The following is a 23016-nucleotide window of genomic DNA, read 5'->3' as shown; positions in this document are numbered from 1 at the left end:
GACATGGATAGACGGGGCTACCGGCGTGTTGCCGTCGACCAAAAACTAGTGCTGTCTAGCGTGGACGCTAGACAGCACTAGTTTGACCGATCGTCGGTCCGACGGTCAGCCGCGCTGCTTGAGGCAGAGCACGAAGTCCAGCGAGTCCAGCTCGCTGTCGTAGAAGTACCAGTTGGTGTAGCCGTCGACCGGGGCGCACTTCGCCTCGGCGTCCCGCTCGCCGCTGGTCTTGCCGTCGAATCGACGCAGCACCTCGTACGACTTCGGCACGCACTCGCTGATCACCAGCTTGGGCTTCCCACTGGCGGGCCCCTCGTTGCGTACGCACTCACCGGGCTCGACGAACCGGGGATCGGTGGACGAGGCGTCCGACGGCGGGTCGGTCGGCGTCTCGTCCTCGTCGTCCGGCCCGGCCGGAGTCACCGGCGCCTCCTCCGGAGTGGGGGCGGCCACCGGCGTCGGCGTCTCGTCGTCCTGCCCGAGCAGGTAGAACGCGGTCGCGCCCCCGAGCACGAGCACCAGGACGGCCGCCAGCACCGCGAAGACCCGACCCCGACCCCGCCCGCGCTCCGGTGGTGGCACCGGCTGCCCGGCGTACGCGGACTCCGCACCGTCGCCCTGGTAGGGCGGATAGGTCGCGGTGTCCGACGAGTCGTAGTAGGGCTGTCCACCGCCGTAGCCCTGTCCACCGCCGTAGGGCTGTCCGCCATGGCTCGGCTCGTGCCACGGCGAAGGGCCGCCGCCACCCGGTGGTCCGTAGTTCGCCATGCACGCACTCCTGAGGCCGTGGGGGGAAACGGTGGGCCGGTGCCGGTCGTCGCCCACGTCACCGTAGCGTGCGACCGTCTCACCGACCGTCCGTACGCGATCACGTAACGGTCACTGCGCCGCGCCGCCCCATCCACCCTGCGCAGGGCGACGGACGCTCAGATGAGCCGAAGCTGATGGTCCTTCGGTCGGCGGGGTCCAGCGGTGTCACCGAGCCGCTCGAAGAGGCCGGCGTCGATCACGTCGAGGAACGGGGACGGTCGGCAGTCCCGCTCCGACCCGTGTCGGACCCGGCGTGCCGCGTGGCTGACGTAGAGGCGGTCCTGTGCCCGGGTCAGCCCGACGAAGAACAACCGCCGCTCCTCGGCGATCGCGTCCTCGTCCGGGGTGGTGCCCGGCCAGCGCAACGGCAGCAGTCCGTCCTCGGCTCCGACCAGGAACACCACCGGGAACTCCAGGCCCTTGGCGGCGTGCAGGGTCAACAGGGTGACCGCCTCGGCGCGGGGGTCGAGCGCGTCCACCTCCGCCCCGGTGGCGAGCTGGGACAGGAACATCTCCAGGTCGTCACCGCACCGGCGGGCCAGCGGAGCCAGCAGGTCGACCGCGGTACGCACGTCCTCCGGCCGGACCCCGTGCGAGCCGTCGAGGGTGGGCGTGGCGAACCGTTCCGCGAGCGACTGGCCGGCGAGGCGTACCCGGGCGGGCAGTGCGCCGTCGACGTCGGTGACATGCCGCAGCTCGCGCGCGATGGCCATCACGCCGGGCCGGTCCCGCAGTCGGTCGTGCGATCGCTTCTGCACCGGGACGTTGGCCCGGGCCAGAGCGTCCACGATCGATGCGGCCTGCGAGTCGGTGCGGTAGAGCACCGCGATGTCGGAGAAGGACAACGTGCTCGACCGGCCGTCGATGCGCCCGGAGTCCAGCGACCGGTGGGACAATCCGCCGACCAGGTCGTCGACGGTGCGTACCACGAAGTCGGCCTCGTCGGCGACGGACGCCGCGGCGTACCGTCCGACCAGCGGGGCCTCCGGGTCGAGCCGGGCCGGGTCGAGTCGGCGTCCGCGGACCAGCGACGACGGCGCGATGGCCTGTACGGCGGCGGCCAGGATCGGCGCCGAGGACCGGTAGTTGCGGTTCAGCCGGACCAGCCGGGCGTCGGTGAAGTCCTGGGAGAAGCGCAGGAAGTAGCCGACGTCGGCGCCCCGGAACGAATAGATCGCCTGGTCCGGGTCACCGATCGCGCAGAGGTTGCCGTCGGCGGGGCTGAGCAGGCGCAACAGCTCGTACTGGACGGCGTCGACGTCCTGGTACTCGTCGACGAAGATCCACTGCCAGCGGTCCCGGTAGCGCTCGACCAGCCTGCGGTCCTCGCGCAGCAGCGCCACCGGCAGGGTGAGCAGGTCGTCCAGGTCGACCATGCCCTGCTTGCGCAGCAGCGACGTGTACCGGGCCGGATCGTCCCCGGCCTCCGCGCGGGCCGCCGTCCGGTCGGCGTCGTCGGCGATCCGGAAGTCGTCCGGCAGACCGGCCGTGGCCGCGTTCTCCCGCAGGATGGTCAGTCCGAGTGAGTGGAACGTACCCACGGTGACGTCCTCGGCGACCGGCCCGAGCAGCCCGTCGAGTCGGTGCCGCAGCTCCTCGGCGGCTCGTCGGGTGAAGGTGATCGCCAGGCACCGCTCGGGGAAGACGTTCAGCTCCGCGCAGAGGTATGCGATCCGGTGGGTCAGCGTACGGGTCTTGCCGGTGCCCGGACCCGCGACGATCAGCAACGGGCCGCCGGGTGCCGAGGCGGCCACCCGCTGCATGGCGTCGAGCCGGTCCAACAGCCCGCTGCCCACCTCCTCCATGCCGGCCAGCATCGGCTCGAACGGTTCATGCGGGGAGGGCGGCGGCGCGATCGGTGGTGGCGGGACGGGTGCGGGAGCCGCCTTGCGTTTCGGTTCCGCCTTGGCCGCCGGCCGCTTCGCCCTCGTCTCCACGCCGACCGACTCGGCGGGTCGCCGCTGCGCGGGTACCTGCACGGGCACGTCGAACAGCGTCTCCTGCCCGCTCGACGCCGCACCGGCGCCCAGTTCGCTCGGGTCGAAGAGGGTGATGACGCCGTACTCGCCGTCGTAGCCGGGCACCCGACGGACCTCGTCGCGGCGAAGTCGACCGATGCCCTCCGCGAGCAGTTCGCCGCCGACCCGCCCGATGTCGTCCAGCGGGGCACGGGTCAGGATGTCCAGTTCGGAGCCGAGCGCGGCGACCAGGTCGGTGAGCTTGCCCTCGACCTTCTTGGAACGCGGACCGACCTTGTTGATCTCACCGAGGATCTCGGCGAGCTGGATCAGGTGAGTTACCTCGGGCGCGTGCTCCGGCCGGTACCCCTCGGGCCGGTCGGCCAGGTCCTCGACCCGGCTCAGGACGCCCACCGTCAGCGGTTTGCCGCACTCCGGGCAGCGTCCGGCGGCTGCCCTGGTCCGCTCCGGTGCCCAGTTCACCCCGCACAGCCGGTGGCCGTCCGCGTGGTACTTGCCCTCCTCGGGGAAGAACTCGATCGTGCCGGCCAGCCCGTCGCCGGTCCGCAACGCCTCCCGGATGCCGAAGTAGTCCCGGTCCGAGGCGAAGACGGTCGCCTCCCGGGCCAGCGCGGGCGGCGAGTGGGCGTCCGAGTTGGACACCAGCCGGTAGGTGTCAAGGCTGCCGACCCGCCAGTTCATCGCCGGGTCCGAGGAGAGCCCGGTCTCCACCGCGAAGATGTGCTCGGCCAGGTCGGCGTAGCAGTCGGCGATCGCGTCGAAGCCGGACTTCGAGCCCAGCGCGGAGAACCAGGGTGTCCAGATGTGCGCCGGCACGAGGTAACCGTCCGGGCTCGCCTCCAGCGTGATCTCCAGCAGGTCACGGGAGTCCAGGCCGAGGATCGGGCGGCCGTCGGACCCGAGATTGCCGATCCGGCCCAACGCGGTGTTGAACCGGCCTACCGCGTCGAGGTCCGGCAGGTAGATCAGGTGATGGACCTTGCGGGTCCGGTCGTCCCGCTTGTAGATCGTCGAGATCTCCACGCTGAGCATGAACCGCACCGGATCGCTCTCGGCGTGGCTGGACAACCGGGGCGGCAACCGGCGGGCGATGTCCCGCTCGGTCTCGTCGGACAATCGGTACAGACCGGGCTCGGCGGGGCGCAGGGTCTCCCGCAGGTGGTCGTACCAGGCGGGGTGGGTGAAATCGCCGGTGCCGAGCACCGCGATGCCCTTGCGTTTCGCCCACCAGCCGAGGTTCGGCAGGGTCAGGTCACGGCTGCAGGCCCGCGAGTATTTCGAGTGGATGTGCAGATCCGCGACGAAGGGCGGGCGGCCACCGGGGGGTACGGCGCTGAACGGAGGCACGCCGCATCCTGCCACGACCGGCCACGCCCATGCGCGCCGCCACGCTCGGGCGTGAGGTTCGCTATGCCGAACGCAGTTCCACGAGAGTGACCTGAGGCTCCGCGCCGACGCGCACCGGCGGGCCCCAGAAGCCGGCCCCGTTGGTCACGTAGACCTTGGTCCCGTCCACCTCGCCCAGGCCGGAGACCACCGGCTGCTCCAGCTTGACCAGCAGGTTGAACGGCACGATCTGGCCACCGTGGGTGTGCCCGGACAGTTGCAGGTCGACGCCGTACTTCGCGGCCTCCATCGCGGCCACCGGCTGGTGGGCGAGAAGCACCACCGGCCGGGACGGATCCCGGTCGGCGAGGGTGGCCGCGTAGTCGGGCGGGGCCGAGACGCCGGTGCCGACCGCGCTGACGTCGTTGACGCCGGCCAGGTCGAGCACGCCACCCCGGGCGGCGATCTCCAACCGCTGGTTCTGCAGGACCCGCAGTCCGAGCCGGTCGACCTCGGCCACCCACTCCTCGACACCCGAGTAGTACTCGTGATTGCCGGTGACGAAGTAGCTGCCGTGCCGGGCCCGCAGGTCGCGCAGCGGGGCGGCGTCGTCGCCCAGCTCGGCCACCGTGCCGTCGACCAGGTCACCGACGACCGCGACGATGTCGGCGTCCAGACGGTTGATCGCGGCGACGATGCGCTCGGTGTGCGCCCGACCGGTCAGCGGCCCGATGTGGATGTCGGAGACGGTGGCGATGCGCAGGCCGTCCATGCTGCGCGGCAACTTCGCCAGCGGGATCTGCACCCGGTCCAGTCGGGGCGGGCCCATCGCGGTCCGCACCCCGTACCCGACCAGGCCGGTGGCGGTGAGCCCGGCGAAGATCGCCGCACCACGGGCGAGCAGCAACCGGCGGGACGGGTCGTGGTCCGGGCCGACACCCGCGTCGTCGGCTGCCGGGGCGACCGACCCGGCGTCGTCGGTGCTCGGCGGGTCCGCCGGGGTGACGCTGCCGACCCGGGCCGGCTCCGGTGCGACGGACGCCGCCCGGCGGCGCAGCACCAGCCGCGTCACCAGCATCGGCACTTCCAGCGCGACGAGGATCACCAGCAGGTAGAACATCACCGCGAGCCAGAGATAACCCGGCCAGGCGAGCCAGTACATCCCGGACCGGGTGCCGATCATGGTCGCCGGTACGAGCAGCGCCAGCACCACCGCGCTGACCGTGCCGATCCGCCGCCAGCGCCCGGCGGTGGTGGTGTCCTTGACCAGCCGCTTCCAGAGGTAGAGGTGGATCAGCCCGGTGATCAGGGCAAGCGTGGCCACGAAGCCGAGTACCGCGAACACGTTTGTGGATCCCCCTCAGCCACCGGCGAAGGGAGGCAGGACGTCGATCGTCGCTCCGGCCGGTAGCGGCTGCTTCCGATCATGACAGGTCACACCGTCGACCAGAAAACTCGCCACCTTGAGCACCGGCACGAGTCGCGCCCCGTGCCGGTCGGACAACTCCGCCAGCACCTCGTCCAGCGACCGGCCGGCGGTGGTGGTCTCCTCGGCGCGACCGGCGGCGGCCCGGGCCCCGGCGAAGTAGCGGACGGTCAGGGTCGACACGGTCACCCTCCGATGGCCGACATCGGCCGGGTCGGTTGCAGGAAGGTCGGGTCGTCGATGCCGTGTCCGGCCCGCTTGCCCCAGGTCGCCGCCGTCCAGCGGCGGGCCACCTCGTCGTCGTCGGCCCCGGCCCGCAACGCCTCCCGCAGGTTCGACTCCTCGGTGGCGAACAGGCAGTTGCGGATCTGACCGTCGGCGGTGAGCCGGGTCCGGTCGCAGTCGCCGCAGAAGGGCCGGGTCACCGTGCCGATCACGCCGACCCGCGCCGGGCCGCCGTCGACCAGCCAGGTCTCGGCGGGCGCGGTGCCGCGCGCGGTCGGATCCGGACTCAGCGCGTACGCCGCGCGTAGCGTCGTCAGGATCTCCTCGGCGGTGACCATGGCGTCGCGGTCCCACCCGTGCTGGGCGTCCAGCGGCATCTGCTCGATGAACCGCAGCTCGTAGCCGTGGTCGAGGGCGAAGCGGAGCAGCGCCGGTGCCTCGTCGTCGTTCACGCCCCGCATCAGTACCGCGTTGACCTTGACCGGGGTCAGTCCGGCGTCGGCGGCACCGGCCAGCCCGGCCAGCACGTCGGAGAGCCGGTCGCGCCGGGTGAGCCGGGTGAAGCGCTCACGGTCCAGCGTGTCCAGCGAGACGTTCACCCGGTCCAGCCCGGCCTCGCGCAGCGCCGGAGCCAGCCGGTGCAGTCCGATGCCGTTCGTGGTCAGCGAGAGCCGGGGGCGCGGGTCGAGTGCGGCGGCGGCCGAGACGATGTCGACCAGCCCCGGGCGGATCAGCGGTTCGCCGCCGGTGAACCGTACCTCGGTCACGCCGAGCCGGCACACCGCCACCCGGATCAGCCGGACCACCTCGTCGTCGGTGAGCAGTTTCGGCCCGGCCAGCCAGGGCAGTCCCTCGGCGGGCATGCAGTACGTACAGCGCAGGTTGCACTTGTCGGTCAGGGAGACCCGCAGGTCCCGGGCGACGCGGCCGTACCGGTCGACGAGGGCGCCGGTGGTCGGCGGGGCGACGCTCACCCGTCGACCGTAGCGCGCTCGGCCCCGCTCAGGGTGGCGCGGGCGGCGTGGACGACCGAATCCCGGTACGCGCTGCCGAACATCGCGGTGTGCACCAGCAGCAGATGCAACTGGTGCAACGACACCCGGTCGCGCCACCCGTCGGCCAACGGCCAGGTCTCGTCGTACGCGGCCAGGATCCGGTCCGCGTACGGTGCCCCGCCGAAGAGCGCGAGCTGGGCGAGATCGGTCTCCCGGTGCCCACCGTGCGCGGCCGGGTCGACCAACCAGACCCGGTCGTCGGCGCCCCAGAGCAGATTGCCCGGCCAGAGGTCGCCGTGGATGCGGGCGGGCGGCTCGTCCCCACCGAACTCCTCGATGCGGTCCACGACCTGCTCGACGAGCGCGGCGGCGGTGGCGTCCAGGGCGCCGCCGTCGACCGAACGACGCAGGTAGGGCACGATCCGGGCCTGAGCGAACCAGGCCGACCAGGGACCGTCGTGCGGCGAGTTGTCGGCCGGCAGCGCGCCGATGAAGCCCGGCCAGCGTGCCCCGAAGGCGGGTGCCCCGGCCCGGTGCGTCTCGGCCAGCTCACGCCCGAAACGGTCGGCCGCCGCCCGCTGCGGCTCGCCCGGCTGCACCCACTCCAGCGCGAGCAGGTCGGGCAGGGCCACCAGCACCTCCGGTACGGCGACCGCGTCGGCCTCCCGTAACCAGCGCAGCCCGGCCGCCTCGGTGGCGAAGAAGTCCTCCGGCACCTTCCGGCCGGCGTGCTCCGGCCAGGTCTTGGCGAACACCGAGTGCCCGTCGTCCAGGGTCAGTCGGCTGGCGGCACAGATGTCGCCGCCACGCACCGGAGTCTCCCGGATCCGCTGGTGGGTCAGGAAGGTCGGTAACTGCTCCGGATGCGCCCGCAGGTACGCCAGATCCATCCCCGCAAGGTATCCCTTCGGGAGTAAGGAAGGGCCCCCTACTAACGCCTCGTGTATAGGAAGGGTCCCCTCCTTACATCCGTACGCAGCGTGCGGGAATCAGGCGAATCGCGCTGAGCTGGGAGAATGCGCACGGTGACTGTGGATAACCCGCGTGTCGTCCACAGGGGCGGCGGCGGGAACCGGTCCGCTCGCAGGCTGGCCGCATGAACTCCACGGACCTGCCCCGGCTCACCGTCAGATCGCCCGCCGACCTCATCGCGGCCGTGCCGTACCTGCTCGGCTTCCACCCCACCGACAGCGTCGTGGTGGTGGCGCTGACCGGCTCGCGGATCGTCTTCGCCGCTCGGACGGACCTGCCCGGCGAGGGCGATCCGCAGGAGTCGGCGGAGCACATCGCCGCGGTGACCGCTCGGCAGGGCGCCGATTCGGCCACGGCCATCGGGTACGGTCCGGCCGCCCGGGTCACTCCGGCCGTGGACGCGGTCCGGGTGGCGCTGGCCGACGCCGGGCTCACCGTGCTGGACGCGCTGCGGGTCACGGGTGGCCGGTGGTGGTCGTACGTCTGTCAGGAACCGGAGTGCTGCCCGCCCGAGGGCACCCCGTACGACCCGCAGGTCAGTGCGGTGCCGGCTGCGGCGGTCTTCGCCGGCCAGGTCGCGCTGCCGGACCGGGCCGCTCTCGTCGCAGCGGTGGCCCCGCTCGGTGGGCCGGAGATGCCGCGCGCCGTCGAACGGGCCGAGCGGCGCTTCGCCGACCTGCTGGCCGAGGCGCCCCCGGCCGACCTGCTCGGCGGCCGGGCGCTGCGGACGGCCGGGGTGGCGGCGTTGCGGGTCACTCGACGTCGGCACCGTGACGGCGAGCCGTTGACCGACGACGAGGTGGCGTGGCTCTGCCTGCTGCTGACCCACCTGCCGGTGCGGGACCACGCCTGGGAACACACCGACGGCCGGGACGAGGACGTGGCGTTCTGGACCGACCTGGTGCGCCGGGCCGAGCCGGAGCTGTCCGCCGCGCCGGGCGCTCTGCTGGCGTTCGCCGCGTGGCGCGCGGGGCAGGGCGCGCTGGCGGCGGTGGCGCTGGAGCGGGTGCTGGCCGAGCACCCGGACTACTCACTCGCCCTGCTCCTGGACGACCTGCTCCGTCGGGGAGTGCCGCCGTCACGCCTGGACGGTTGGCCGAGATCACCCAAGGCGCTGCGGCGGGGCGGGCGGCGATCCCGTCGCCGTCCGCGATGATTGACAAGAAGTCTTGTACGTCCTTTCTTGTACGTCTAGGGTGGCGGCATGCCGAACGACGAGCCCGTGCTGCACCTGACCGACCCCCGTGCCATGCGGGCTCTCGCCCACCCCACCCGGCTACGGCTCCTCGGTGAACTGCGGCTGCGGGGGCCGCAGAGCGTCGGGATGCTCAGCGACGTCGTCGACGAGGCGGTCGGCTCGGTCAGCTACCACCTGAGCAAGCTCGCCGAGCACGGCTTCGTGCAGGAGGCCCCGGAGTGTGCGCGCAACCGTCGCGAGCGGTGGTGGCGGGCCGCGCACGCCACCACCTCCTGGGAGCCGTTGGAGACACTCGACGACCCGGAGCGGAAGGTCGCCTCGGACCTGCTGCGGCGTGCCGTGCTGGAGCGGTACCAGGCAGCGCTGAACAGCTACCTCGCCGCCGAGGCGACCTTCGAGCCGGAGTGGGTACGCGGCACCGCCAGCAGCGACAACGCCTACCACCTCACCGCTGCCCAACTGCGGGAACTGCGGGCCGACCTGGAGGCGCTGGCCGCGCGCTGGAGGGAGCGCAGCGACCCGGACCGGGCCGACGCCCGCCCGGTCACGCTGATCTACCACGCGTTCCGGCGGCCCGAATGAGCCGCGCGTCCCGCACGCCACTTGTCGGTCTGCTGGTCGGGCACACGGTCTCGCTGACCGGCAACATGCTCACGATCATCGCGCTGCCGCTCTACGTACTCGCCGAGACCGGCTCGGCCGCCGCCACCGGCATCACCGGGGCCGTCGCGACCGCGCCGATCGTGCTCGGCGGCGCGCTGGGCGGAGTCCTGGTCGACCGGATCGGCTACCGCCGTGCGAGTGTGCTCGCCGATCTCGTCTCCTGCCTGACGGTCGCCGCGATCCCTCTCCTGCACGCCACGGTCGGGTTGCCCTTCTGGGCGCTGCTCGCATTGGTGTTCCTCAGCGGGCTGCTCGACACGCCGGGCCAGACCGCCCGGGTCGCCCTGCTGCCCGAGGCGGCCAGCGCCGCCGGTCTGCCCACCGAGCGGGCGATCGGCTGGTTCGAGGCGACCGAGCGGGGTGCCCGACTGCTCGGCGCACCGGTGGCCGGCCTGCTGGTCGCCACCCTGGGAGCGCTGCCCGTGCTGGTCCTCGACGCGGTCACGTTCGTGCTGTCCGCCGTGGTCGTCGCCGTACTGGTGCCGTCGACCCTCCAGACCGGTGCCGACCGGACCGCGAACGTCGACGGGCCCACGACCGGCGGCGACACCGGCTACTGGCGGCAGTTCGCCGCCGGCGTCCGGTTCCTGCTCGCCGAGCCGCTGCTGCGGGTCCTGGTCCCGCTGGTGCTGGTGACCAACTTCTTCGACGCGACCAAGACCACCGTGTTGCTACCCGTCGTCGCGCACCGGGACCTCGGTGGAGCGGCGGCCCTCGGGCTGCTCGTCGGTGCCATGGGCGGCGGTGCCCTGGCCGGCTCGTTGGTGTTCAGCGCCGTGGGTCACCGGCTGCCCCGCCGGGTCACCTTCGTGGTGGCCTTCGCGGTGGCCGGTCCGCCGCCGTTCTGGGCGATGGCCGCCGGGCTGCCGTTGCCGGTCCTGCTCGCCGTGTTCGCGAGCGCCGGTTTCGCCGCCGGGGCGATCAACCCCATGATCGGCGCGATCAAGCTCGAACGCGTACCGGCCCGGATGCGGGCCCGGGTGTACGGCGTGATCGGCGCGGTCGCCTGGGCCGCCATCCCGCTCGGCGCGCTCGGGGCGGGCTTCGCCAGCGAACACGTCGGCACCACGGCCACCCTCGTCGCCGCCGGCACCGGTTACCTCCTGGTGGTCCTGGCCCCGCTCCTCGGTGGACCCTGGCGCACCATGGGCCGACCCGCGCCCGGACTCCGGGAGGCCGTCCCGCGTGCTCGGCAGGGCGCGCTACCCGGGCGGCCGGTAGACGGGCCCACCGATAATCAGCGGATGAGTCTGCATACCGTGGATCCGGCATGAGTGTCGCGCTACTGCTGTCGCTCGCGGGACTGGCGCTCGTCGACAGCACCAGTATCGGCACCCTGTTCATCCCGGTCTGGCTGCTGCTCGCTCCGGGGCCGGTTCGCGTCGGGCGGGTGTCGACCTACCTCGGCACCATCGCCTGCTTCTACTTCCTGGTCGGGCTGTTGCTCTACTTCGGGGGCAGCGGGCTCGCCGAGCTGTTGGGTGGTGCACTGGACAACCGCCCGGTGCTGTGGGGGCAACTCGCGCTCGGTGTCGGGCTGTTCGTGCTGAGCTTCCGCTACGACGGCAAGCGCGGTGGCGGCGGCGGTCGGGTGTTGCGCTGGCGGGACCGGGCGACGTCCGGTGACTCGTCGGCGCGTTGGCTGGTCGGGTTGGCGGTGTTCGCCGCGCTGGCCGAGGTGGCGACCATGCTGCCGTACCTGGGTGCCCTGGGTCTGCTGACCACCTCGGGCCTGAACGTGCCGCAGGTGGTCGCGTTGCTGGCGGGGTACTGCCTGGTGATGGTCCTGCCGGCGCTGGTGCTGTTGGCCGCGCGGGTGGCCTGGCCCCGGCAGATCGAGCCGCTGCTGGCCCGCCTCAATGCGTGGATCGTGCGCTCGTCCGGCAGCATGCTGGGTTGGGTCCTGGGCATCGCGGGCTTCCTCATCGCCCGTGACGCCGCCGTCCGGCTGGAGCTGTTCGAGCTGCTGGCCAACCGCTGATCGCCGGGCGGTGACCATCCACCGAGCCTGAAGCGGCGGCCGATGTCCTGCGCCGGGTGGCGGCCGGATGCGCGGCGGGTACGGTCAGTCGGTCACCCGGTGGACGCCGGTGTAGAGGTTCATCGTCCGGCCGCGCAGGAAGCCGACCAGGGTGAGCCCGGCCTCGGCGGCCAGGTCGACCGCGAGCGTGCTCGGCGCCGACACCGCCGCGAGCAGCGGCAGCCCGGCCATCCACGCCTTCTGGGTCAGCTCGAAACTGGCGCGGCCGGAGACCAGCAGCAGGTGCCCGGCCAGCGGCAGTCGGCGCTCGCGGACCGCCCAGCCGATCACCTTGTCCACCGCGTTGTGCCGACCCACGTCCTCGCGCAGCACCAGCAACTCGCCGTCGGCGGAGAACAACCCCGCCGCGTGTGAACCGCCGGTCCGGTCGAAGCCCCGCTGACCGGCCCGTAGCCGCTCCGGAAGCTGGGCCAGCACCCCGGCGGGAACGGTGAGCGGGTCGGCGGCCACGTCGAACCGGGACCGGGTACGGACCGCGTCGATGCTCGCCTTGCCGCAGACCCCGCAGGCGCTGGTGGTATGGAAGTGCCGGGTCGTCTCGGCGCCGGGCGACGGCACGCCCGGAGCCAGGGTCACGTCGACCACGTTGTAGGTGTTCGGTGTGTCGGTGCCGGCACAGAGTTGCGCGGTGGACACGTCGTCCGCCGCGCGGATCAGCCCCTCGGTGAACAGGAAGCCGAGCGCCAGATCCAGGTCGGCACCGGGGGTCCGCATGGTCACCGAGAGCGGGCGGCGTCGGTCCGGACCGGCCGGCCCGACCCGGATCTCCAGCGGTTCCTCGGCGGCGAGCGTGTCCGGTCGGCGGACCCGGATCCGTCCGGTGTCCGCCGCGTCGAGGTCGACGCGGAGCACCTCGCGTCGGTCACTGGCCCGTCCCACCCCGCCATCCTGCCCCGCCCGCACACCCCGCCGCACGTCGCCGCTCCACCCGGCCCCAGCCCCGAGCCGCCCCAGCCCCGCGCCCGCCGCCGAATCTCACCGCTGCGCCCGTCCCGCGCGCCCCCGCCGAGCCGCCACCCGGTCGCCGGGCTGCGCCGGGAACCGGGCCGCTTCCGCCCGGGTTACCGTGACCCGGTGACGGCGTACGCGGCGATCGTGCTCGCGGGCGGGGCCGCGCGCCGGATGGGTGGGCGGGACAAACCGGCGCAGCCCGTCGGTGGGGTACCCATGCGCGAACGGGTGCTCGCCGCCGTCGCCGACGCGATGCCCCGCATCCTGGTCGGTCCGGGGCCGACCCCGGCGGGGGTGCTCCCGGCCCGGGAGTCGCCGCCCGGTGGCGGCCCGGTCGCCGCCACCGCGGCCGGAGTGGCCCGGCTCGAACCGGGTGTACCGGTTGTCGCGCTGCTCGCCGCCGACCTGCCGCTGTTGACCCGGCCCGCCGTCGGTGAGTTGTTGGGTGAGCTGGACACGGCACCGCAGGCGGACGGGGTGTGTTTCGTGGACGCCTCGGGGCGGCGGCAGACGTTGTGCGGGGTGTGGCGTACCGACGCCCTGCGTGCGGCGCTGGACCGGCTCGCCGGGCGGTATGCCGGAGCACCGCTGCGGGAGTTGCTCGCCGGGCTCGTCGTACGCGAGGTGACGTGGTCCGGCGGCGGCCCACCGCCGTGGTTCGACTGCGACACTGACGGTGACGTACGCCGGGCGGAGGAGTGGGCGCGATGACGGTGCTGGACGACTGGGTGACGGCGGCCTGTGCGGAACTGGGGCTGGAGCCGGCCCAGGTGCCGGTGCCGACCGTGCTCGACCTGGCTCGGGACGTGGCCCACCAGGTGGTCCGTCCGGGTGCTCCGGTCACCGCGTACCTGCTCGGGCTGGCCGTCGGGCGTGGCGCCGATCCCGTCGCTGCGGCGTCCCGGCTCGCCGACCTGGCCGGCACCTGGCCGGTCGAGCTGGGCGGTCACCGGCCGGCGGACTGACCGCATCGGGGGTTGTCCGATCACGGTCCGGGCTGCGCCGACCGATACGGCGGCTGGGTAGGGTGACCGGAACGGACGGAGGCGATCATGACGGCAGACCACCCCTCGGCGCCGCCCGGCACGCCGGCGCATCACCACGAGTCGATCCTGCTCGACGAGCCGACCACGGCCGACCTGCGGGCGAAGGTGACCCAGGCGTGGCGGGAGTTCGCGAGGGCGCTGGCCGACCGGCTGGTCGACCTGCCGGCGGGGGCGAGCGTGGAGCTGACGCTCGACCCGACCGCCTCCGGCACGGACGACGCGATCTACGCCGTCGGGACCGATGTCGGTACGGACGGCCGACTCAACGCCCGCGCGGTCGGCAACGCCACCCTGCCGCAGGGATACCGGCTGGACCGCGCAGCCGTCGCCGACATGGTGGCGCTGGGCTGGTCGCCGCCCGGCGTGGTGGAGGGCTCCGGCGACCAGTTCGGCCTGCACTGCGGGGTCGACGAGGCCACCCGGCTGGCGGCGGTGCTCTCCCGCACGCTGCGGGACATCTACGGCGCACCGCATCCCGCGTTCCTGGTCTACCAGATCGAGGACGCCGAGGGTGAGCCGCTGACGGGTCCGCCGCTGGGCACGGCGCGCAGCGAGTTCGGCCTGGCGCGGGAGATCGGCACCGAGCTGGAGGAGGCGCTGGCCGCCGCCGGTGGGGACAGCCCGGAGACCGAGGTGCTGGACCTGGCCGAGCGGGTACGCACCGTCGTCTCCACCATGCTCAAGTCGGACTCCGACCGGGTCCAGGTCGACTCCGACGGCGACATCAACATCCGCGCCGGCTCGGCGATGGTCTTCGTCCGCGTCCGGGACAATCCGCCGCTGGTCGACGTCTTCTCCCCGGTCCTCACCGAGGTCGAGCCCACCGAGCGGTTGTACGTCAAGCTCTCCGAGCTGACCAACCGGATGCCGATCGGTCGGCTCTACTGCGCCGACGACACCGTGTGGGCCTCCATCCCGGTCTTCGGCCGGAACTTCCAACCCACCCATCTGATGCTCGCCGTGCAGGTGATGACCGGCCTCGCGGACGAGTTGGACGACCGCCTGCACGGCGAGTTCGGTGGGAAGCGCTTCTTCGGTGAGGGGGACAAGCCGGGACGGGGCGAGCACCGCACCGGCATGTACCTCTGAGGCGTCAGCGGTAGTGGCGGGTGGGACCCGGAAACCCCGAGAAACCGGGCCCCACCCGCGCGGGGAGGAAGGTTCAGGTCGTCGCGATCCAGCCGACGCTGCGTGCGGTGGCCGGGTCGGTGGCGCGCAGGCCGCTGTCGGAGACGGTCCACAGCACGTCACCGACCACCAGCGAGCGGCGTACCAGGGAGGACATCCGGCGGCTCTCGCGATCCGTCGTCGGGTGGGTCACCTCGCCGATCTCGCGGATGGTGTTGTCGCCGACGCGCAGCAGTCGGACCCCGGTCCGCACCGGCAGGGCCACCAGGCCGCTGTCCGGCCGGTACAGGAAGGCGTGTGTGTCGTACTGGGCTTCGGACGACGCCCCGGGCAGGTGCCACTGGTCCAGCCGGTACGGGCGGCCCGGATCGCGTACGTCGAAGAGGGACACCTGCACGCCCTGGGTACGACCCCGCGTGTCGGCCTCCTGGCCCACCCCGAGCAGCCGTCCCTCGGGCAGCGGGTGCAGGTAACCCGAGTACCCGGTGATCTTCAGTTCGCCGGTGACCCGGGGCGCGGTGGGGTCGGTCAGGTCCAACGAGTACAGCGGATCGGTCTGCCGGAAGGTCACCACGTACGCCGACGGGCCGAGGTAGCGCACGGAGTAGATCCGTTCACCCCGGCCGAGCCCGTCGACCGTACCGGTGGACACCAGCGATCCGCCCTCGCGGCGCAGCACCCGTACCGCGGACTCGGAGGTCCGCTCCTGCGTACCGCCGCCCCAGACGTCGCCGGTGGTGGTGGCCACCCGCAGGTGCCCGTCCCACTCCGACAGCGCGTACTGGTTGATCAGCCAGCCGGGCACGCTGCCCGAGGCGACGAAGCGGGGACGCCCCGGCACCGCGGTGTCGAACTGGTGGATCTCGGTGACCTCGTCGGTCGCGGACGGCCGCCAGCGGGCCGTGGCGACCACCGGCCGGGCACCGGCGAGGTAGAGGCTGGTCGCGGTGCCGTAGACGGTGCTCGCGTCGGCGACCACGCCGACCGGGTCGCCGTCGCCGAGGCGGTCGGTGGTCAGGTCGAAGCTGAGTACGGTCAGCGTCGACGTGCCGGTCATCCGGGCCGGACGGCTGAGCCGGTCACAGCCGATCCGTCCGGTGTGCCGTTCGGCGCCCGCCGTCCACTCGTACTCGGGTAGCCACGCCTCGATGCCCGCCCGCGCGATGACGGCACGGTTGCGCGCGGTCCGCTCCCGGTCGGTACCGCTGCGGTCGAACGGGAACTCCAGGCGGGGTGCCGAGTTGACCACCACCCGGGCCGTCGCGCCGGTCAGCCGGGCGTCCACGGTCCGGCCCTGGACGCGGTACGTCCCCAGCACTCTGGGCGCGCCGGAGAGGTCGACCAGGACCAGCCGGGTGTCACCGATCGGACCCCAGATCCGGCGCGCGGCACCGGTGGGCGTCTCGCGGGTGGCCTCGGTCAGGACCAGCGCCCGGTCACCGAGCAGCAGCAGCCGTTGATCGGTGAGGCGCAGACGCTCGTCGCCGTCGCCGAGGTCGAGTTCGCCGGTGATCCGCCGACTGGCCGGGTCGACCACCCGCAGGACGCCGCCGGTGGTCGTGACGATCCGCCGGCCGTCGGTCTTGACCAGGTCCGGCTCGTCGACGCCGACCTCGTGGTTGTTGGTCGTCGAGTGCTCCGGCGCGGCTCCCAGCGGCGCTGCGGCGGCTTCGGCGCCCTTCGCCACGGCACCGGCTCCGAGAGCGCCGCCCCGATCGCTGAGCGTGCGCCAACCGCCGCCGAAGCCGTACGGGCCGACCGAGGCGGTGGCTGCCGCGCGTAGTTCGGCGAGGGCGTCCGCGCAGGAGTCGAAGGAGACCAGGCCGACCGGCACCGTCTGCGGGTCCCCGGTGCCGATGGGCAGCGGCACGACCGGTGGTGCCGACATGCTGCCGGCGAGCAGCGCCACCGCGACCAGCGTGCCGCCGGCCGCGGTGGCCTTGATTCCCCGTGTCATGCGCGCTTCGACGCGGCGTCCGGCGCTCCGGTTCCCCGAACGGTCGCATCGGCCGACGAAGCGGGTGAGCGGTGTGGACGGCGGGTTCAGCTCGTGGAGGGGCCGACGCCGGGTGACTCCACCAGCCGGGAGAGGACGATGGTGCTGCGGCTGGAGGTGACGAACGATTCGGCCCGCAGCCGTTCCAGGGCCTCTTCGAGGTGGGCGATGTCGGCGGCCCGCAGATGGACGAGCGCGTCGGCCTCGCCGGAGACGGTGTACGCCCCGACGACCTCGGGGTGGCGGCGTACCGCCGCACCGAGTTGGGCCGGGGTGGTGCGGCCGGCGCAGAACAACTCGACGAACGCCTCGGTGGTCCACCCGACGGCGGCCGGGTCGACGATGGCCGTGAATCCGCGGATCACCCCGGCCGCCCGCAGTCGGTCGACCCGTCGCTTGACCGCCGGAGCGGAGAGTGACACCCGGGTGCCGATGTCGGCGTACGAGGCGCGAGCGTCTGCGACGAGCAGCGCAATGATTCGTTGGTCGACGGCGTCGATCTGCAATGTTCTGCTCCTGAGAAGCAATGTTTGCGGCTGTTACTAAAGTGGCACCCTACCTACCCTTAGTCACCGTGAACCAGCAGCGAGTGCCGCGAAAGCGGACATATCTCATGTGCTCGCCCGAGCGCTTCGCGGTCGAGTACGCGATCAACCCGTGGATGGACGTGACCGCCCCGGTCGACCCGGAGTTGGCGGTCAAGCAGTGGGACCGCCTGCGGGAGACCCTGGTGGGCCTCGGCCACGAGGTGCACCTGCTGGCTCCCGAGGCGGGCCTGCCCGACATGGTCTACGCCGCCAACGGCGCGTTCACGGTGGACGGCACGGCCTACGGGGCGCGGTTCAAGCACCCGCAGCGGGCCGCCGAGGCCGCCGCACACCGGGCCTTCTACGAGTCGCAGGGCTGGCGGTTCATCGCGCCGAACGAGACCAACGAGGGCGAGGGTGACTTCGCGTACCTGCCGGAGGCGCACGGCGGGCTGGTGCTGGCCGGGTACGGCTTCCGCACCGAACTGTCCGCGCACGCCGAGGCGCAGGAGGCGCTCGGCCGGCCGGTGGTGTCGTTGCACCTGGTCGATCCGCGCTTCTACCACCTGGACGTGGCACTCGCCTCGATCGACGACGGCAACGTCGTCTACTACCCGGGTGCGTTCTCCGTCGCCAGCCAGCGGGTGCTCGCCCAACTCTTCCCCGACGCGGTGGTGGCGGACGACGACGACGCGCTGTCGTTCGGGCTGAACCTGGTCAGCGACGGCGCGAACGTGGTGCTCAACAGCGAGGCGACCCGGCTCGCCGGCCGACTCAAGGCGGCCGGCTACACGCCGCTGCCGGTGGAGTTGGCCGAACTCAAGAAGGGCGGCGGCAGCGTGAAGTGCTGCGTCGCCGAGCTACGACCCTGACCCGACCCGGAACAGGCCGGTCTGACCCGGAACAGGCCGGTCCGACGCGGAAGGGCCGGCCGTCGCACCGGGCCGGCCCCGACTCCTGCGTCGAATCAGCCGAGCGTGGCCAACTCGTTGACCATGACGTTGGAGAGCAGTTGACCGTCGCGCTGCACCTCGCGTAGGTACCACTTCTGCTGCGGGGTACGCGGCTGGTTGAACTGCCACGCGCCGCGCGGGCTGTCGATCTGCCCGATCCGACCCAGGGCCAGGTTCACCTCCTGCGCCGTGGGCGTCTCACCGGCGAGGCGGATCGCCTGGTCGAGCACCTTGGCCGCGTCGTAGGAGGCCATCGCGTACGTGGTGGGCGAGGCGTTGTGCTTCTTGCGGTACGCTGAGGCGAAGCGGCGGTTCGCCGCGTTGTTCAGGTCGGCGGAGTAGTTCAGGGCGGTCCGGATGCCGAGCGCGTCGTTGGCCGGGCGGATGCTCTCCAGCACCGTGCCCTCGGTGAGGAATCCGGGCGCGTAGATCCGGCCGCGGAACCCGGCGTCGCGCAACTGCATCACGAACTCCACGGCGGCGGTGCCTGAGTAGAAGCAGAAGACCGTCGACGGGCTGCGGCTCAGCGCCTGGCTGATGTCGCTGGCGAAGGCCGTCTTGCCGGGGTTCGGGCTGCCGGTGGTCCAGATGACCGGGTCGGAGATCCTCGGGTCCGTCTCGCCGAACTCCTGGCGGAAGCCGCGCAGCACGTCCTCGCCGCCGCCACCGCCCTCGGGGAGGATGATGGCCACCCGGTCGGCCGTACCCAGCTCGTCCTTGAGGTAGCGACCGAGCGCCCGGCCCGCCTCGTCGAGCACGTACGACGTACGCCAGATGTAGACGACGCTCTGCAGGCTCGGCGGCGAGGCGTTGGAGCCGATCAGCGGCACCCGGGCCTGCTCGATCGCGTCCCGGATGCCGAACATGACGGCGGAGTTGGCGACGCCGGTCATCGCGAGCACGTTCTCTTCGAGCAGCCGGCTCACGGCGGCCTGGCCGGACTTCACGGTGTCTCCCTCGTCGGCCATGACCAGGTCGACGGGGTGTCCGCCGAGACTCCGGTCGTTGAGGTCGAGATAGAGCTGGAAGCCGTTGGTGAGTTCGTCGCCGATGGCCTTGTTCACGCCGGCCTGCGGCGCGATCAGACCGATTTTGATCGGACTGCCGCCGGTGACGGTGGTGGTCCCCTCGTCGCCGTCCGTGCCACACGCGGCGACGAGGCTCCCTGTTCCGAGCGCGGCCAGCAACTGTAGTGCTCGCCTGCGGTTCATCTGCGACACCGGGTTCCCTTCAACACGCGTTGCCTGGGCGGGTGCGCCCCATCGGCGTTCTACCTGCTTCGCGACGCTGCGTCAATGATTAATGATCTTCGCCAAGAGACCGCAACGCGCTGGTTACTTTGGGCCAGGCCGCCGCCTCGGGGTCGATGAGCCCGAAATGCTCACATCCCGATAGCTCTACAAGGCGCATATCGGCCCCTGCCGCCTGGTTTGCGGCCACGTAAGCCCTGCTCATGGCGACCGGAACCTGTTCGTCGAGAGTGCCGTGCATCACTACGGTGCGTGTCGGGAGCGGTACCACGGATCGTGGGTCGGCAGCCGCGTACCGGTCGGGTACGTCGGCCGGACCGCCGCCGAGCAGGGCCGCCACCGCACCCCCGTCCAGGTCGAGCCGGTACGCCTCGGCGAGGTCGGCGACCGGCGCGAGAGCGAGCACTCCGGCCACCGCCTCCGGGACGTGCCGGGCCGCGTGCAGGGCGAGGTGTCCACCGGCCGAATGACCGACCAGGACCGCTGGCGTCGGCGTCACCGACCCGGGCAGCGCCTCGGCCGCCAGCCGGGGCAGGGCGGTCACCGCGGACAGCACGTCGTCGGTCGTACCGGGCCAACCGCCGCCGGGTCGCCCGGTCCGCCGGTACTCCACCTGGGCCACCGGATGACCGAGCGCGGCGAGCGCGGCGGCCAGCGGGTCGGTGTGCCGCCGGTCGTACTCGTGGCGCCAGAAGCCCCCGTGCACCACGACGACGAGCCGTCGGGGCGTCCCGGTGTCGACCGGCCGGCGCAGGTCGGCGACCTGGTCGGGGTGCGCGCCGTAGGCGACGGTGACGTCCGGGGCGGGAGCGGGCCGGGTCAGCACGGCTCGCGGGTCGGAGGTCATCGGCCGACCGTAGCGCGCGACGGGCCGGACCCGGTGCCGGGTGGGACGCGCGGTGACCTGTGCACCACGCGGCGGATGGGCCGTGCGCGCACTTGCGTACCGGGCCGACGGGCGGGGACGACGGAGCCTGGGTAAAGATGGGTGCCATGACCGAAGCACACTCAGCTGGACAGAACGACGAGCCTGGCCGGGACGGTGCCGGGCACTCCGGCACGGTGGTGGTGGTCGGGCCGGACGGCCGACCGGTCGGCACCGTGCAGACCGACGACGGTCCCGGCGAGGACCCGGCGCGCCTGGTCGAGCAGCCGGCCAAGGTGATGCGGATCGGCAGCATGATCAAGCAGCTCCTGGAGGAGGTCAAGGCGGCCCCGCTCGACGACGCCAGCCGGCACCGGATGCGGGAGATCCACGAGCGCTCGATCGTCGAGCTGAAGGAAGGGTTGGCCCCGGAGCTGCGCGAGGAGCTCGAACGGCTCTCGTTGCCGTTCGCCGAGGACCAGGCGCCCAGCGAGGGCGAGCTGCGGATCGCCCACGCCCAGCTCGTCGGCTGGCTGGAAGGGCTGTTCCACGGCATCCAGGCCGCCCTGGTGGCGCAGCAGATGGCCGCGCGGGTGCAGCTCGAACAGATGCGTTCCGGCCGGCAGGCGCTGCCCAGCGGCCCCGGGGGCGCAGCGGTGCTGCCCGGCATGCCGGGTATGGGCCAGCCCGGCGGTGGCGAAGGACACAGCACCGGTCAGTACCTCTGACCACCGCGCGCGTCGTGCGACCTCACCGGGTCGCACGCCGCGCCGCGCCGTCAGTCGGCCCCGAAGACCTTCTCCAGGTACGCGGCCACGCCGTCGGTGGAGTTCGTCGAGGTGACGTCGTCGGCGATGGCCAGCACGGCGGGATGCGCGTTGGCCACCGCCACCGCTCGACCGGCCCAGGCCAGCATCGGTACGTCGTTCGGCATGTCGCCGAAGGCCAGTACGTCGGCGGGGTCCACCCCGATCCGGTGGCAGTACCAGGCCAGCCCGGCCGCCTTCGTCACCCCGGCCGCCGAGACCTCCACCAGCCCGGAGTTCGACGAGTGGGTGGCCTCCGCCAGCCCCGCCAGCGCGGCCGAGATCATCTCGGTGAACCGGTCCGGATCCTGGTCGCCCGCCCGGACCAGCAGCTTCACGGCCGGCATCGACAGCAGTTCCTCCGGCTTGTCCACCACCCGGGTCGCCGTGTCACCGGCCTCCCAACGCACCGGATAGTGCGCCTCGTGCCGCATCTCCCGGCTGTCGACGATCTCCACCGCGAGGCTCACGCCCGGCACCTCCGCCCGGAGCCGCTGGGCCACCTCGGTGAGCAGCTCGGGAGCCAGCGGGTCGGCGCGGAGCACCTGGTCGTCGACCGGGTCGTAGACCACCGCACCGTTGGCGCAGACCGCCGGCACCGGCGCGGCGAGCTGGTCGTACACGAGTCGGAGCCAGCGGATCGGACGGCCGGTGACCAACACGACCGGCGTGCCCTGGTCGGAGATCCGGGCCAGCACCGCGGCGGTGTGTGCACTGAGCGTGCGGTCGTCGCGGAGCAGCGTGCCGTCGATGTCGGTGGCGATCAGGCCGGGTGTCGCGTCCATCACCTGGACAGTAGCCGGTCGAGGTAGACCGCGACTCCGTCGTCGTCGTTACGCAGAGTGATGTCATCGGCGGCGGCGCGCACGCTCGGGTGTGCGTTGGCGACGGCCACCCGGGCCCAGCCGGCCCACTCGAACATCGGCAGGTCGTTCGGCATGTCGCCGAAGACCAGCACCTCGGCCGGGTCCACGCCGAGCGTCTCGGCGACCACGGTCAGGCCGGAGGCCTTGTCCACCCCGGGCGGGCAGATCTCGACGAAGCCGAGCCCGGCCTGGGTGACCGTGGCCAGGTGCGGCGGCACGATCTCCCGGGCGACCGCCAGCAACTCGTCGACGTGGTGGTCGGCGGTACGCGCGAAGGCCTTGATCACGTCACCGGCGAGGCACTCGTCACGGGTGCGCACCTCGAACCGGTCCTGGTAGGGCCAGTCCGGGTGGTAGTCGCCCCAGAGCGGCGCCTCGTGCTCGTCGGAGGCCTCGACCATCACCGTCAGCGGGCCGACCGCGACCTCCAGGTCGGCCAGCAGACCGGCCAGCACCTCGCTTCCGAGGCGCTCGTCCCGCAGCACCACCGGCCCGGTCGGGTCGCTCTGGTCCACCACCCGGCCGCCGCCGGCCAGCACCAGGAAGTCCGCGGCACGGATGTCGTTGCGGGTCAGCTCGGTCAGCCGGGGGCCGCGACCGGTGGCGCCGACCACCGGGATACCGGCGGCCCGCACCCGGTCGAGGACCTCGTGGGTGTACGCCGAGACGGTGTCGTCGCTGCGGACGAGCGTCCCGTCCAGGTCGGTGGCGATCAGCTTGGGCAGGCCCGGGCGGGTCATGGTTCCTCCTTCGCCCGCCGCCGTCGCGGCCAGCCGTACTGGTCGCCGGTAGGCGACCCGGCGTGACGGCGGGCAGCAACCGTACCTCGGGAAACAGGTCGCAACCATGGCTTCCCGGCGAATCGGATACCAACGGACGGCCGCCGCGAGATGACGTTCGGCCGCGTCGCGCTCCGCTGTTGCGTGCCGCCCCGACGCGGCTGCGGCGCTCGGGATGTAAGGAGGGGGCCCTTCCTATACACCAGGCGTTAGT

22 protein-coding genes are annotated in these 23016 nt (G+C 72.6%); 9 read left to right on the top strand and 13 right to left on the bottom strand.

What is annotated here, in order from left to right:
• Nucleotides 1-105 precede the first annotated feature (105 nt).
• The 6 genes from ACQVFL_RS30070 to ACQVFL_RS30045 all read right to left on the bottom strand — a co-directional run bounded on the left by ACQVFL_RS30070 (nucleotide 106) and on the right by ACQVFL_RS30045 (nucleotide 7651).
• Nucleotides 106-768, bottom strand: coding sequence for an LppU/SCO3897 family protein (locus ACQVFL_RS30070; protein WP_431728140.1), 663 nt, complete (start codon nucleotides 766-768; stop codon nucleotides 106-108).
• Between the two features lie 158 nt (nucleotides 769-926).
• Nucleotides 927-4136: a UvrD-helicase domain-containing protein gene (locus ACQVFL_RS30065; protein ID WP_431728139.1), complete on the bottom strand. Its 3210-nt coding sequence runs from the start codon at nucleotides 4134-4136 to the stop codon at nucleotides 927-929.
• 61 nt (nucleotides 4137-4197) lie between these two features.
• Complete coding sequence (locus ACQVFL_RS30060) at nucleotides 4198-5460, bottom strand: metallophosphoesterase (protein WP_396697456.1); 1263 nt, start codon at nucleotides 5458-5460, stop codon at nucleotides 4198-4200.
• Between the two features lie 15 nt (nucleotides 5461-5475).
• A complete protein-coding gene (locus tag ACQVFL_RS30055; protein WP_396697454.1) occupies nucleotides 5476-5730 on the bottom strand; it encodes a MoaD/ThiS family protein in 255 nt (84 codons plus the stop codon).
• On the bottom strand, nucleotides 5727-6740 hold the full coding sequence (gene moaA, locus ACQVFL_RS30050; RefSeq protein ID WP_396697452.1) for a GTP 3',8-cyclase MoaA: 1014 nt from the start codon (nucleotides 6738-6740) through the stop codon (nucleotides 5727-5729). The genes ACQVFL_RS30055 and moaA overlap by 4 nt, the downstream gene beginning before the upstream one ends.
• Complete coding sequence (locus ACQVFL_RS30045) at nucleotides 6737-7651, bottom strand: fructosamine kinase family protein (RefSeq protein WP_431728138.1); 915 nt, start codon at nucleotides 7649-7651, stop codon at nucleotides 6737-6739. The genes moaA and ACQVFL_RS30045 overlap by 4 nt, the downstream gene beginning before the upstream one ends.
• Before the next feature lie 206 nt (nucleotides 7652-7857).
• Between ACQVFL_RS30045 and ACQVFL_RS30040 the strand changes: the two genes are divergently transcribed.
• The 4 genes from ACQVFL_RS30040 to ACQVFL_RS30025 are packed head-to-tail and all read left to right on the top strand — an operon-like array spanning nucleotide 7858 to nucleotide 11575.
• Nucleotides 7858-8889: a DUF4192 domain-containing protein gene (locus tag ACQVFL_RS30040; protein WP_431728137.1), complete on the top strand. Its 1032-nt coding sequence runs from the start codon at nucleotides 7858-7860 to the stop codon at nucleotides 8887-8889.
• A gap of 48 nt (nucleotides 8890-8937) precedes the next feature.
• Nucleotides 8938-9513, top strand: coding sequence for a helix-turn-helix domain-containing protein (locus tag ACQVFL_RS30035; RefSeq protein ID WP_396697446.1), 576 nt, complete (start codon nucleotides 8938-8940; stop codon nucleotides 9511-9513).
• Nucleotides 9510-10868: an MFS transporter gene (locus ACQVFL_RS30030; protein ID WP_431728136.1), complete on the top strand. Its 1359-nt coding sequence runs from the start codon at nucleotides 9510-9512 to the stop codon at nucleotides 10866-10868. The genes ACQVFL_RS30035 and ACQVFL_RS30030 overlap by 4 nt, the downstream gene beginning before the upstream one ends.
• Nucleotides 10865-11575 carry a GAP family protein gene (locus ACQVFL_RS30025; RefSeq protein ID WP_396697442.1) on the top strand — a complete coding sequence of 237 codons (711 nt, stop codon included), beginning with the start codon at nucleotides 10865-10867 and terminating at the stop codon, nucleotides 11573-11575. The genes ACQVFL_RS30030 and ACQVFL_RS30025 overlap by 4 nt, the downstream gene beginning before the upstream one ends.
• 84 nt (nucleotides 11576-11659) lie before the next feature.
• Here ACQVFL_RS30025 and fdhD read toward each other — a convergent pair whose 3' ends face one another.
• A complete protein-coding gene (gene fdhD, locus ACQVFL_RS30020; protein WP_431728135.1) occupies nucleotides 11660-12514 on the bottom strand; it encodes a formate dehydrogenase accessory sulfurtransferase FdhD in 855 nt (284 codons plus the stop codon).
• Between the two features lie 195 nt (nucleotides 12515-12709).
• Between fdhD and mobA the strand changes: the two genes are divergently transcribed.
• The 3 genes from mobA (at nucleotide 12710) to ACQVFL_RS30005 (ending at nucleotide 14721) form a co-directional block, all read left to right on the top strand.
• Nucleotides 12710-13297 (top strand): molybdenum cofactor guanylyltransferase, encoded by a 588-nt coding sequence (mobA, locus tag ACQVFL_RS30015; RefSeq protein WP_431728134.1) that lies wholly within the window; start codon nucleotides 12710-12712, stop codon nucleotides 13295-13297.
• Nucleotides 13294-13551, top strand: a complete 258-nt coding sequence (locus ACQVFL_RS30010) for a DUF6457 domain-containing protein (RefSeq protein WP_396697436.1) — start codon at nucleotides 13294-13296, stop codon at nucleotides 13549-13551. Before mobA ends, ACQVFL_RS30010 begins: the two co-directional genes overlap by 4 nt.
• A gap of 87 nt (nucleotides 13552-13638) precedes the next feature.
• Nucleotides 13639-14721, top strand: coding sequence for a T3SS (YopN, CesT) and YbjN peptide-binding chaperone 1 (locus tag ACQVFL_RS30005; RefSeq protein ID WP_431728133.1), 1083 nt, complete (start codon nucleotides 13639-13641; stop codon nucleotides 14719-14721).
• A gap of 73 nt (nucleotides 14722-14794) precedes the next feature.
• On the opposite strand, the gene ACQVFL_RS30000 is transcribed toward ACQVFL_RS30005, so the two are convergent.
• The gene (locus tag ACQVFL_RS30000; RefSeq protein ID WP_431728132.1) at nucleotides 14795-16717 is read right to left on the bottom strand and encodes a beta-propeller domain-containing protein; all 1923 of its coding nucleotides are present in this window, start codon (nucleotides 16715-16717) and stop codon (nucleotides 14795-14797) included.
• 86 nt (nucleotides 16718-16803) lie between these two features.
• Nucleotides 16804-17262: an Lrp/AsnC family transcriptional regulator gene (locus tag ACQVFL_RS29995; protein WP_396697430.1), complete on the bottom strand. Its 459-nt coding sequence runs from the start codon at nucleotides 17260-17262 to the stop codon at nucleotides 16804-16806.
• Nucleotides 17263-17282: 20 nt separating this feature from the next.
• Here ACQVFL_RS29995 and ddaH point away from each other — a divergent pair, with 20 nt between their 5' ends.
• Complete coding sequence (gene ddaH / locus ACQVFL_RS29990) at nucleotides 17283-18155, top strand: dimethylargininase (RefSeq protein ID WP_431728131.1); 873 nt, start codon at nucleotides 17283-17285, stop codon at nucleotides 18153-18155.
• 95 nt (nucleotides 18156-18250) lie between these two features.
• Here the strand turns inward: ddaH and ACQVFL_RS29985 are convergent, their stop codons facing one another.
• A complete protein-coding gene (locus tag ACQVFL_RS29985; protein ID WP_431728130.1) occupies nucleotides 18251-19456 on the bottom strand; it encodes an ABC transporter substrate-binding protein in 1206 nt (401 codons plus the stop codon).
• A gap of 79 nt (nucleotides 19457-19535) precedes the next feature.
• A complete protein-coding gene (locus tag ACQVFL_RS29980; protein WP_431728129.1) occupies nucleotides 19536-20333 on the bottom strand; it encodes an alpha/beta hydrolase family protein in 798 nt (265 codons plus the stop codon).
• A gap of 137 nt (nucleotides 20334-20470) precedes the next feature.
• Here ACQVFL_RS29980 and ACQVFL_RS29975 point away from each other — a divergent pair, with 137 nt between their 5' ends.
• The gene (locus tag ACQVFL_RS29975) at nucleotides 20471-21079 is read left to right on the top strand and encodes a bacterial proteasome activator family protein (RefSeq protein ID WP_396697422.1); all 609 of its coding nucleotides are present in this window, start codon (nucleotides 20471-20473) and stop codon (nucleotides 21077-21079) included.
• Nucleotides 21080-21129: 50 nt separating this feature from the next.
• Here ACQVFL_RS29975 and ACQVFL_RS29970 read toward each other — a convergent pair whose 3' ends face one another.
• Together ACQVFL_RS29970 and ACQVFL_RS29965 are read right to left on the bottom strand one after the other, a co-directional pair.
• A complete protein-coding gene (locus tag ACQVFL_RS29970) occupies nucleotides 21130-21942 on the bottom strand; it encodes an HAD family hydrolase (protein WP_431728128.1) in 813 nt (270 codons plus the stop codon).
• The gene (locus ACQVFL_RS29965; protein WP_396697418.1) at nucleotides 21942-22763 is read right to left on the bottom strand and encodes an HAD hydrolase family protein; all 822 of its coding nucleotides are present in this window, start codon (nucleotides 22761-22763) and stop codon (nucleotides 21942-21944) included. The genes ACQVFL_RS29970 and ACQVFL_RS29965 overlap by 1 nt, the downstream gene beginning before the upstream one ends.
• Nucleotides 22764-23016: the final 253 nt, after the last annotated feature.

The sequence above is a fragment of the Verrucosispora sp. TAA-831 genome, from assembly GCF_050780145.1.
Classification (GTDB): domain Bacteria; phylum Actinomycetota; class Actinomycetes; order Mycobacteriales; family Micromonosporaceae; genus Micromonospora.
The sequence above is the reverse complement of the archived record's forward strand: the minus strand, read 5'-3'. Positions and strand labels throughout refer to the sequence as shown.

Excerpts from the sequence above, each read along its gene's own strand:
- ACQVFL_RS30070 (WP_431728140.1), bottom strand. The coding sequence starts at position 768 with ATGGCGAACTACGGACCACCGGGTGGCGGCGGCCCTTCGCCGTGGCAC.
- ACQVFL_RS30045 (WP_431728138.1), bottom strand. The coding sequence starts at position 7,651 with ATGGATCTGGCGTACCTGCGGGCGCATCCGGAGCAGTTACCGACCTTC.
- ACQVFL_RS30040 (WP_431728137.1), top strand. The coding sequence starts at position 7,858 with ATGAACTCCACGGACCTGCCCCGGCTCACCGTCAGATCGCCCGCCGAC.
- ACQVFL_RS30035 (WP_396697446.1), top strand. The coding sequence starts at position 8,938 with ATGCCGAACGACGAGCCCGTGCTGCACCTGACCGACCCCCGTGCCATG.
- ACQVFL_RS30030 (WP_431728136.1), top strand. The coding sequence starts at position 9,510 with ATGAGCCGCGCGTCCCGCACGCCACTTGTCGGTCTGCTGGTCGGGCAC.
- ACQVFL_RS30025 (WP_396697442.1), top strand. The coding sequence starts at position 10,865 with ATGAGTGTCGCGCTACTGCTGTCGCTCGCGGGACTGGCGCTCGTCGAC.
- ACQVFL_RS30010 (WP_396697436.1), top strand. The coding sequence starts at position 13,294 with ATGACGGTGCTGGACGACTGGGTGACGGCGGCCTGTGCGGAACTGGGG.
- ACQVFL_RS30005 (WP_431728133.1), top strand. The coding sequence starts at position 13,639 with ATGACGGCAGACCACCCCTCGGCGCCGCCCGGCACGCCGGCGCATCAC.
- ACQVFL_RS30000 (WP_431728132.1), bottom strand. The coding sequence starts at position 16,717 with ATGACACGGGGAATCAAGGCCACCGCGGCCGGCGGCACGCTGGTCGCG.
- ddaH (WP_431728131.1), top strand. The coding sequence starts at position 17,283 with ATGTTTGCGGCTGTTACTAAAGTGGCACCCTACCTACCCTTAGTCACC.
- ACQVFL_RS29980 (WP_431728129.1), bottom strand. The coding sequence starts at position 20,333 with ATGACCTCCGACCCGCGAGCCGTGCTGACCCGGCCCGCTCCCGCCCCG.
- ACQVFL_RS29975 (WP_396697422.1), top strand. The coding sequence starts at position 20,471 with ATGGGTGCCATGACCGAAGCACACTCAGCTGGACAGAACGACGAGCCT.
- ACQVFL_RS29970 (WP_431728128.1), bottom strand. The coding sequence starts at position 21,942 with ATGGACGCGACACCCGGCCTGATCGCCACCGACATCGACGGCACGCTG.
- ACQVFL_RS29965 (WP_396697418.1), bottom strand. The coding sequence starts at position 22,763 with ATGACCCGCCCGGGCCTGCCCAAGCTGATCGCCACCGACCTGGACGGG.